This window comes from Wolbachia endosymbiont of Madathamugadia hiepei (genome assembly GCF_013366855.1).
Taxonomy (GTDB): Bacteria; Pseudomonadota; Alphaproteobacteria; order Rickettsiales; family Anaplasmataceae; genus Wolbachia.
On record NZ_WQMP01000024.1, the window covers coordinates 1 to 10,822 of the forward strand.

General features: G+C 36.6%; 7 protein-coding genes and 1 pseudogene. 5 read left to right on the forward strand and 3 right to left on the reverse strand.

All coding sequences use genetic code 11. The features are described 5' to 3' along the window. The first annotated feature begins 665 nt into the window (after positions 1 to 665). Complete coding sequence (gene gatB, locus GO685_RS01510; RefSeq protein WP_175937261.1) at positions 666 to 2,096, forward strand: Asp-tRNA(Asn)/Glu-tRNA(Gln) amidotransferase subunit GatB; 1,431 nt, start codon at positions 666 to 668, stop codon at positions 2,094 to 2,096. A 50-nt stretch (positions 2,097 to 2,146) separates the two neighbouring features. Here the strand turns inward: gatB and rho are convergent, their stop codons facing one another. Continuing rightward, positions 2,147 to 3,469 (reverse strand): transcription termination factor Rho, encoded by a 1,323-nt coding sequence (gene rho / locus GO685_RS01515; protein WP_246226333.1) that lies wholly within the window; start codon positions 3,467 to 3,469, stop codon positions 2,147 to 2,149. A gap of 298 nt (positions 3,470 to 3,767) precedes the next feature. Continuing rightward, on the reverse strand, positions 3,768 to 4,355 hold the full coding sequence (locus GO685_RS01520) for a cell cycle transcriptional regulator TrcR (protein ID WP_175937263.1): 588 nt from the start codon (positions 4,353 to 4,355) through the stop codon (positions 3,768 to 3,770). 924 nt (positions 4,356 to 5,279) lie between these two features. On the opposite strand from GO685_RS01520, the pseudogene GO685_RS01525 reads away from it, so the two are divergent. The 3 genes and pseudogenes from GO685_RS01525 to GO685_RS01535 all read left to right on the forward strand — a co-directional run bounded on the left by GO685_RS01525 (position 5,280) and on the right by GO685_RS01535 (position 9,002). Next, a pseudogene (locus tag GO685_RS01525) lies at positions 5,280 to 6,005 on the forward strand (WD_0702 family putative metalloprotease). Between the two features lie 71 nt (positions 6,006 to 6,076). Further along, entirely contained in the window at positions 6,077 to 7,084 is a 1,008-nt protein-coding gene (tsaD, locus tag GO685_RS01530) for a tRNA (adenosine(37)-N6)-threonylcarbamoyltransferase complex transferase subunit TsaD (RefSeq protein ID WP_175937264.1), read from the forward strand. Between the two features lie 175 nt (positions 7,085 to 7,259). Further along, positions 7,260 to 9,002 (forward strand): type I secretion system permease/ATPase, encoded by a 1,743-nt coding sequence (locus GO685_RS01535; RefSeq protein ID WP_175937265.1) that lies wholly within the window; start codon positions 7,260 to 7,262, stop codon positions 9,000 to 9,002. A gap of 33 nt (positions 9,003 to 9,035) precedes the next feature. Here GO685_RS01535 and GO685_RS01540 read toward each other — a convergent pair whose 3' ends face one another. Then, positions 9,036 to 10,382: a phosphomannomutase/phosphoglucomutase gene (locus tag GO685_RS01540; RefSeq protein WP_175937266.1), complete on the reverse strand. Its 1,347-nt coding sequence runs from the start codon at positions 10,380 to 10,382 to the stop codon at positions 9,036 to 9,038. Between the two features lie 135 nt (positions 10,383 to 10,517). Between GO685_RS01540 and GO685_RS01545 the strand changes: the two genes are divergently transcribed. Next, entirely contained in the window at positions 10,518 to 10,715 is a 198-nt protein-coding gene (locus GO685_RS01545) for a hypothetical protein (protein WP_175937267.1), read from the forward strand. Positions 10,716 to 10,822: the final 107 nt, after the last annotated feature.

Genomic DNA, 10,822 nt, shown 5'->3' on the forward strand with positions numbered 1-10,822 from the left:
TAGTTTCTCTATTTTTAGCTAAGTTAAACTACCAGTTTTTGCTACATCTTTCCTTATTTTCTCATGATAAACTTTTTTCACAGAGACTAGATCCTGCTTACGATAGCTATAAGAAATTCACTGAAAAAAGACAAAAGAAACCCTAGCCATTGTCTATTTTCAGTATTGGCGTTTTTTAAAGTCTTAAACGCTGCAATTTAGCGACTTTTAAACTGCAACAGACCCTTAGCTTAAGCGCTAAGAAACTTACTAAGCAGAAAAAAAGACAAAAGAACCCCGTGGTAGAAGTTGCTCACTCTCTAATCCTGCAAATTGGCGTACTGTACTGCCTTAAACGACTTGTAAGCGCGTTTCAGCTTGTATAGGGAAAAACCTAGAAGTCTAGGTAAAATTAATAAAGACGTAAGGTGCACATAGTGCAAAAAATTAAACATAAGACGCCAACTACGTTATAATCCTGTCATTTAATCTGCATAGATGAAGATAACTGAACACCTCTAGTTACATGATAAAAGGAATGGCGAAAGTTGTCAAGCAATTTTTGGTACACACTGCTCTTAAATCACAGGTTAAAAAGTTAAGATAAAGGTATAAAAATATGAGTTTTGTTTTGACTTTTTGTAATAATTTTGTAGAATATTGAAATTATCACTTGGATTGAATGCATGACAAAAGAGAATTGGGAGGCGGTAATTGGGCTTGAGGTGCACGCTCAGGTTTCTTCTAAGACAAAGCTATTTTCCAGTGCACCAACTGAGTTTGGTGCTGAACATAATACTCAAGTTTCTCTGGTTGACGCGGCAATGCCGGGCACATTGCCAATACTAAATTACTACTCTATAGAGCAGGCAATACGCACCGGTCTCGCGCTTTCTGCGGAAATTAATAAGTGTTCCTACTTCGACCGGAAAAATTATTTTTATCCTGATTTACCGCAAGGTTATCAGATAACTCAGTTCTTTGAGCCGATAGTTAGGAATGGCAGAGTGTTCATCAATAATAATGAAAAAGAAATAAGAATTGCGAGAATTCATCTAGAGCAAGATGCAGGAAAGAGTGTTCATGAAGAGAGCAAAACTTATGTGGATTTAAACCGTGCAGGGGTTGCTTTAATGGAAATTGTTTCGAAGCCGGACCTTCGCTCATCTGCAGAAGCTGCAGAATTTATGAAAAAATTGAGGCAGATTTTACGTTACATTGGCTCATGTGATGGTGATATGGAAAAGGGGTCACTTCGTTGTGATGCGAATGTTTCTGTGCGCCCAAAAGGCAGCAGCACATTTGGCACTCGTTGTGAAATAAAAAACCTAAATTCAATACGTTACATTACGCAGGCTATAGATTATGAAATACAAAGGCAGATTAAAATTTTGGAAAGTGGGGGAGAAATAAGTCAAGATACCTTATTGTTTGATGTCGCTTTGGGAAAAACAAAAGTGATGCGAAATAAAGAAGATGCAAGCGATTACAGATATTTTCCTGAACCTGATTTGTTGCCTGTTGAAGTAAGCCAGGACAAAATTGATCTTATTAAGTCATCTTTGCTTGAGTTGCCAGACCAAGAGAAGCTGCGGTACATTAAAGAGTTAGGTATCAGCGAATACGATGCAGAAGTCATCACTTCCGATAAAGCAATTGCTGATTATTTTGAAGAATTGATAAAAAAGCACGATTCAAAGCTTGCCGTTACTTGGCTCACTGTAGAACTTTTTGGTCGTTTGAATAAAGCAGGTATTGATATTGTAAACTCTCCGATCAAAGCAAACGCCTTATCCGAGCTCTTGGATTTTATCGTTGATGGGACAATCTCTGCTAAACTTGGCAAGCAAGTTTTTGATATTATGTTTGAAACTGGCAAATCGGCATCTTTAATTATAGAAGAGCAGGATCTAAAGCAAATAACCGATAAAGGTCAAATATCTGAAGTTATCGACGAAATCATCAATAACAACCAAGATAAAGTTCAAGAATACAAAAGCGGTAAAACAAAATTATACGGATTCTTTGTTGGTGAAGTCATGAAACTTACAAAAGGAAAAGCTAGCCCTGATGTTGTGAATTTGATTTTAAGTGAAAAGTTAAGATTGAATTCCTAAATTTTATCTCACTGGAGGGGCAAAAAAAACTTTGCCCCTGACGTTGACATTTAATTGTTCATGGAGTTAAAAAAGTCAGCATTACTCTTTGTTAAAAGCAACTTATCGCGTAAAAACTCCATTGCTTCAACAGATCCCATAGGATTAAGTATCCTACGCAACACCCATATTTTATTCAATATAGCCTTATCAATTAATAGCTCCTCTTTTCTAGTTCCAGATTTTGTAATATCAATAGCTGGAAATATTCGCTTATCAGCAAGTTTTCTATCAAGTATAACCTCAGCATTACCTGTACCTTTAAACTCTTCAAAAATAACTTCATCCATTTTTGAACCAGTTTCTACAAGAGCAGTAGCAATTATTGTCAAAGAACCACCATTTTCAATGTTGCGGGCTGCTCCAAAAAAACGTTTTGGTCTCTGCAGTGCATTTGAATCTACACCACCAGTTAGAACTTTTCCAGACGAAGGAATGACTGCATTATAGGCACGTGCAAGACGGGTTATAGAGTCGAGCAGAATTACAACATCCTTTTTATGCTCAACCATTCTTTTAGCTTTTTCTATTACTATTTCAGCAAGCTGTACATGGCGGTAAGCAGGCTCATCGAATGTGGAACTCACTACCTCGCCCTTTACAGAACGCATCATATCTGTCACTTCTTCAGGTCTTTCATCTATAAGCAATACTATTAATTCTATTTCTGGATGATTTGTAGCTATAGAATGAGCCATTTGCTGGAGCAATATCGTTTTTCCTGTGCGGGGTGGAGCAACTATTAATGCTCTTTGTCCTTTGCCAAGAGGCGCAACTATATCCGCAGCTCGCATACTTATATCTTTTTTATTATCTACACCGCTGTTGTTTTCAAGAATCAACCTTTCTTCGGGGTAAAGAGGAAGCAAGTTGTCAAAGTGGACGTATTTTCTCAGCTCACTTACTTCAGTAGAGTTTATACTTTGAACCTTAGTTAAAGTAAAATATCTTTCCTTATCACTAGGTGATCTGATTTCCCCACATACCATGTCCCCTGTACGCAAATTGAACTTTTTTATCTGTCCATTGGAAATATACACATCGTCAGTACTCGGAGCATAATTAGCACTTGCTGAGCGTAAAAAACCGAAACCATCAGGTAATATTTCAACTATTCCGCTTCCTGTAGTAATGCCTCCTTCTTCGCTCATTTTCTTCATTAAGCTGAATATCATCTCTTGTTTCAGCATTCTGCCATTACCTTTACCATTAGTTGAAATTTTCCTTTCTTCAGCTAGATCTAATAATTCTTCTGCTGTTTTTTTTCTCAGTTCACTCAGATCTAGTGCTTTTCGGTTTTCTTTTATACCTTCATTTGTTGTTTGTTTTACCATATCGTTATTGGAAATTTGCTCACCTGTTTTTGCTGATTCTAATCCAGCTGCAATCTTTTCTTTTGCTAAAACATCGTCATTGATTGTTACCATAGTCCTCCAAAAATTTTAATTGATGCTTACTAACCTAAAATGTAACTACAAGATAATAAATTAGGCTAAACTAATCTTTAGGAAGTATTAAACTCAATTGCTATTAAGCTACATACTTTACCTACCATTATACCAGTAAACACTGACAAGTCAAGTTAATTTAATATTAACAAGATATGAAAATAGATAAACAATTTGAGAGACTTTAATAATTTTCCTTTATGTTTCTCAACCTTTCTTGTTTCTCTTCTTTTATTTTTGCTTTTTCTATTTCTGTTTCTAAATTTTCTTGACTGCATAGACCGAGCAGTACGGGATCTTGAGGTTTTATATTTTGCATATTATAGTGAGACCCATCCCTTACCTGCTCCACTGTACAGTTTGTTGTACTAATCAATTTAGCTATAACGTTGTTGTCCAAGATAGGAAACTTTTTTATTAAATAATAAATCGCATCAGGTTTATCTCTACGCCTTGCCGGAGAGGCAAGGCCGGAAGTGTTACCGATTGATTTACTCCTTTTTTTTACATTTTTTGCAATCAAACTTGGGATACGATTTGGATTTTTTTTACAGTTATCAATTTCTTTTTCAATTATTATCCCAGAAATAATAGGATTAAATCTTTCAACATCTATTTCCTCATCAGCTATATTTTGCACTTCTTCAAGAGCTAACTTACAACATTGCGCTATTTGATTAAAAGTTAAAGCAGTATTGTCTACTAGCCAAGCAGCAATTTGCATGAGAAACTGTTTATTTTTATCATTGCCCTTAGAAAGTTCTGTTGACATTAAAAAGCATCTCCTATTTAAAATATTCGTTGTCGTTATTTAGAGCCAGAATATAAGCCATTAAAATTAAAAAAGCATTAATTTTGTCACTAAATAGATCTCTTGCATTATGGTAGGGAGTTCTTAGGAGAAACACAGATGAGCACTGCAAAATGCTTGACGCTGGAATCTAATGTCACTTTATAATGGTGTCTCCAAGTAGCCCCTTTTCCTGTCCTTCCAGTTTTCCATAAAAACGGCGCATTTTAACATAACTTTTATACTCACTAACCTAATCAAATCCCTAGATTCCAGCGTCACGCGCTGGAATGACACCCTTCACAGGCTTTTGAATTGCTTTAGCTATAAATATTTAAGAAATTTACCAGGTGGAAAAAAAGCAAAAGAAGCCCTGGTCAATATCTGTTCAAAAACATTGGCATCTTTTTAGCCTTAAACGCTGCAATTTAGCTGCTTTTAAACTACAACTAATCTTGGCTTGAACGTTAAGAAATTTACTGAGCGGAAAAAAGGCAAAAAAACTCTGAGGCAGCTAGTATTCAAATTCTCCCTTGTCTATTTGACGTTCTGTGCTGTCTTAAACGACTTATAAGCGCGTTTCAGCTTGAAAACCAGAAGTTTTAAAAAGACGTAAGGTGCACATATTGCAAAAATTTAAACAATGAGACGCCAAATACCCTAAGTTTTTTGTCATTAACCTGCACAGATTGCGAAGATAAACAAATAGCTTCAGTACCATTATAAGGAAGTTGGAGGGACTTGTCAAGTAGTTTTTTTATCTCACGTTAGCTTGTGGGCTTATGCTCATGTAGTGGCATGATTTGGTGTTGGCTATATCTACAATGAAGCTCCCTAAAAACACTTTGTAATAGGTCAATTTCCGAGTATAAAGCAGAAATATCGCTATAGTAACAAAGTACGCTAATTAGGAACTTAATAAGGCAAGCTACTAAAGCGGAGAATAGTGAGAATACTACATAGAGTATCTCTACCAATTTGAGAAGTTTAGGAACACACTAAACCTTACTTTGTCGCTAATAAAGCAAAATAGGCTCTCGTTTGAAGTATATCGAGAGGGATTAGTGGATATGGAAGAAGGGGTGTGTAAGACAATTCAATCTTCCGTTGCAAATAGGTACGTTATTGTGCTGAGAAGGTCAAATCCGTACATTATAGTACGCGAACTTTCACATATGGTTGAAAATGAGCTGAACCTGAAGCGAGAGCAGGAGTTTCTCCATAAAGTCTATCAGGATATTAAGCAGAACCCAAAGCAAGCAAATATTCTTGTACAGAGAATTATCGGTCAAGTTATATTTAAGGAGATACAAGCTTATCAGACTGCAAAATCACGCGCGTCGGAATTATTTGCACGCTATTTTGAGCTATTTGCTTGGGCGCAAGAGGTTTACCCTAAAGATAAAGAGTACTTAATTCGCACTCAGGATTTAAACAGGGTGTTCCTTGCTGCTGACCAATGGAATAAAGAGTTGCCTGGACCCACAAATAATGGACAGAATAGATAAGGAAATAAAGGAATACAGCAATAAAACTGCCATTCAAGGTGTGACCAAAGTAAAGAGTAGCTGGACTGGTAAGTTTTCTCCTGGGGGCAAAAAAATTAGCTCTATCTTTGGAGATGATGATTAACTTAGCAGAATATAGTTAACTTTCATGGCATTTTAGAGTATAGTTTTTATAATTAAAGTGCTCGAGTATACGTGAAAACTATCTTAGCTGTTGAAACAAGCTGCGATGAAACTGCAGCAGCAATTGTAAATAGTGATAAGCAAGTCCTTGCCCACGAGATTCTTTCTCAAACAGAACACAAAAAATGCGGTGGGGTGATCCCTGAAATAGCGTCACGCGCTCACATGGAGCATTTAAGCGGTCTAATAAAAAGCGCTATAGAAAAATCTAACCTTAATTTTTGTGATCTGGATGCAATTGCAGCAACATCAGGACCAGGGCTCATAGGTGGACTAATAGTTGGCACAATGATGGCCAAAGCGATTGCACATGTAGCACAAAAGCCATTCATTGCAGTTAATCACTTGGAAGCGCATGCGCTGGTTATTAGGTTACTATATGAAGTCAAATTTCCGTTTTTAGTCCTATTGATATCAGGCGGTCACTGCCAATTTTTAATCGCACAGGATGTAGGTAAATACATTAAACTTGGAGAAACACTGGACGATTCATTGGGTGAAGCGTTTGATAAAGTCGCTAAGATGCTGGGTTTAAGCTATCCTGGAGGTCCACTAATTGAAAAATTAGCTGAAAAAGGTGATGGCACAAGATTTAAACTTCCAAGGGCGATGAAAAACCGTCCTGGATGTAATCTTTCGTTTTCTGGGATCAAAACAGCAGTAAAAAACTTAGTACAAGAACTTGAAATGAGCGAGCAAGATGTGTGTGATGTATGCGCTTCATTTCAAGAGTGTGTTAGCGATATACTACTCGATAGAGTCAAAAATGCGGTTAATATAGCTGCATCTTTAAATATCAAAATCAATGATTTTGTAATTACTGGCGGGGTTGCAGCAAATAATTTCCTGAGAGAAAAATTAAAGAAACATATAAACTTGAACGTATTTTTTCCTCCAAGCAACCTATGTACAGACAATGCAGTAATGGTTGGGTGGACAGGCATCGAAAAATTACAGAAGAGTTATATGGATTCACTCAATTTTGCACCAAGGCCAAAGTGGGAATTGGGAAGTTATTAAGGACTCTTCATTCTGAATTAGGTAGTAAAGAAAGCTATTTCTTTTTGCCATTGTTTATATTTTCTATTTATGTATATTAATATTTTATTATATCAACTTAAAGCTAGTAGCTGCTGTTAATATTTTTGCAATAAAAATTGTATATGGTGCATGTAATCAAGTTAAAAGGAAGATTGTGGAAGTCACGCCATCAATAAAAAAGGAATTGAAGCAAAGTATGCTATACACCTGCCTAGAGAAGTGTAAAAGTGCATTTTGGTTCATTTTTTGGTTTAGTTCAGGAATCAACTTGTTAATGTTATTCCTACCACTTTATACCTCTCAGGTGCTTGATCGGGTGATATCGAGTGAAAGCGTATCGACACTAGTTATGCTGACAATCATCACTTTATCCGCGTTTGCGTGTTCTGCAATGCTCGAAACCTGTCGATATCTAGCTATGGCAAAGATTGGTGACTGGATCGATAAAGCTGCAACACCAGATCTGATAGTAAGATCAATCAGGCTAACATCAGTGCAGAGCTCAACCTCCAGTGGTGAAGCAATACGAGACCTTGGAGTGATAAAAAACTTTATTACAGGAAATGGCATATTCTCACTATTTGATACCCCATGGTCATTGATTTACCTTGTTGTGATATTCATGATACATACCTCTACGGGGTCTATGGCTATTGCTGGAATCGTTATATTAGTTTCTATGGCAATATGGAATGAACTTGCCACTAAACGCATATTGCAAGAAACTAACGAAGAAACTATACGGAATATCAATGCTATAGATGTTGCAACAAGAAATGCAGAAGTGGTTGAAGCTATGGGTATGTCAGAATTCATAGTTTCCGATTGGTGCAAACGAAACGACCAGAACCGCGCGATGCAAATCAAAGCACAAAATCGTTCTAATGTAATCACTGGAATCGCTAAGTTTTTACGCTCAACTCTACAAATATCAGTGATCGGAACAGGTGCATTACTTGCAATTACAGCCCATAAAACTGCCGGTAGCATCATCGCTGCCTCAATTTTAATGGGTAGAGTATTGGCTCCATTTGATGCAGCAGTTCATACTTGGAAATTTTTAAATCAGGCCAGAATGTCGTATGGAAGGCTGCAAAGACTTATACTCACATCACCAAAAAGAGAACAAACTATGGCTCTACCAGAACCTGAAGGAAGACTGGAATTTGATAGAGTATTTTTTACTCCTTATGGGGGCAATAAACCAACAATAAAAGGAATATCATTTGTTATAGAGCCAGGAGATGTGGTGGGCGTTATTGGTGCAAGTGCTTCTGGTAAATCAACCATTGCAAAGCTAACCGTTGGTGTATGGAAACCCATATCTGGTGTAGTCAGGCTAGATGGCGCTGATGTATACACTTGGAATCGAGAAAATTTTGGTAATTATGTTGGTTACTTACCTCAAGATATTGAACTATTTAACACCAGTGTCAAGGCCAATATTGCTCGCATGAGACCAGACCCAAATCCTGAAGAAATAATCAAAGCAGCGAAAATTGCAGGAATACATGAATTAATACTGAGTTTACCAAACGGGTATGATACAACGATAGGGAGTTTTGGAGTGACACTTTCTGGTGGGCAGAAACAACTGCTTGGCCTTGCAAGAGCTTTTTATGGAAACACAAAGCTTTTGGTGCTTGATGAACCAAATGCCAACCTAGACAGCAGTGGAGAGGCATGCTTAATTAATGCAATCAATGTTGCAAAAAAGCAAAATACCACAACTATTATCATAACTCACAAACTACCGTTACTATCCGTGGTTGATAAGGTAGTTCTCATGTCAGATGGTGTTATTTATGCTATGGGACCAAGAGATGAGATTTTGAGCAAATTGGTTGCTCCATCATCAAATGCCGCAGAAGGTGAATGTTCTTCAGCAAGTGGTTAGTTGTTCTTTTTATATTACCTTGTCCACCTAATTTTACCACTCCATTGAGCGGATACCATCAATGTAATAAAACAAGACCTTTTTAGTTAGTTCAAAATCTTCTAGAGTATCTCCTTCACATCTTGCTGTAATGCAGTTTTGTGTATTTGACACTCTAAGGAGCCACCAACCTTTATTATCTTTGTTGGTTACTTTAATACCATCGAGCTCTGAGAATGCAATATTTTGTTGCTCTAGTGTTTTCTTTATTGATTCAATTATTTGAAATTTTTTCTCATCTTTAACTACAACCTTCACTTCATGAGTAATATATAATTTTGGTAAATCCTCAATCACCTCGGATAGACTTTGATTTTTCTTAAGTAAAACATCAATGGCTTTAATAGCAGAATATAATCCGTCATCAAAACCTAGCTCAGAGAAGAAAAAGTGTCCACTCAGTTCACCGGCAAATTTTGCCTCTTCCTCTACCATCTTTTTCTTAACTAGTGAATGTCCAGTAGCGCATGCAATTACCCTCCCTCCTAATCCGCTGATAAAGTCATGCACTTTCATGCTCATTTTTATATTAGCAATAACTTTGCTTCCTGGGTATTCTTCCAATACTTCACGCGCAAAAATCATAAATAAATGGTCATTGGAAACAACACTGCCTTTATTATCAATTAAACGCACCCTGTCACCATCACCATCGAGTGCAATACCAAGATCACATTTATTTTCCCTTACAACATCAACCAATTGAACGAGATTTTTCTCCTCTATAGGATCTGGATCGTGCAGTGGAAATGTTCCATCTATAGAGTTATTGGTTACGATATGTACATGATCTGACAAGATCTTTTCGATATACCTCGCAATTCCACTTGCTGGGCTATTGCCAAAATCCCAGGCTATTTTTAGTTTTTGTGTAGAGTTGTTCTTCAGCGCACTTTTTAATATACGAATGTACTCACTATATATATTTATGTTAATTGAGCTGCCAATTTTTGTACTGTTCTTAATCGGACTGCTTATAACTTCCTTTATTTCTTGGTCTGAGTAGACTTTTTTACTGCTGAAAAATTTAAAGCCATTGTACTTGCTAGGGTTATGTGAAGCAGTGATCATAATGCCAAGATCTGCCTGCATGATTTGCGTTGCAGCGTAGAGCATAGGTGAAGAGCATAGTCCAACGCGTGTAACGTTTGTCCCAGATAAAGTTAAGCCTCTGATTAATTCTTTTTCTATACTTGGCGAGTCTATTCTGCTGTCATAGCCTACACAAACATTAGCTACGGTTTGGCCAAACTTCCTGCCTATCTCATATCCATCACTGATCTGCAGGTCTTTGCCTACTATACCTCTAATATCGTATTTTCTTATAATGGTTTTATCCATACTGTACTTCTCAAAGTAACTACTATATAACATTGTAAACAAATGCTCAAGTTTCTTCTTTATTCACTCACATAGTTAATTAATTTTTAAGCTGAAGGTGTTAATATTTTAGTATATTTTTAGAAATATGGAACCATGTCAGGGGAAGACGAAGATGTACTTATAGCTGAGGGTCAAAGTTTAGATGCAGATGAAACAGTAAGAAGTAGTGTACTGAAGGCTATTAAAGACAGCAAAAATTTTCAGGAAGCTATAAAGAAACTAGTCTCTGTGAAAAAAGTTTATCATGAGAAAATAAGGAAAGATGTAGCAAAAACTGGTAGTTTAACTTAGCTACAAATAGAGAAATTACCAAATGGCATATTATATAAAAGAAGGAAATTGAAAACAAGTTTTTAGTTTTTTGAAAAGCGTGAAAGGAATACACAGCAAGAGCAAAG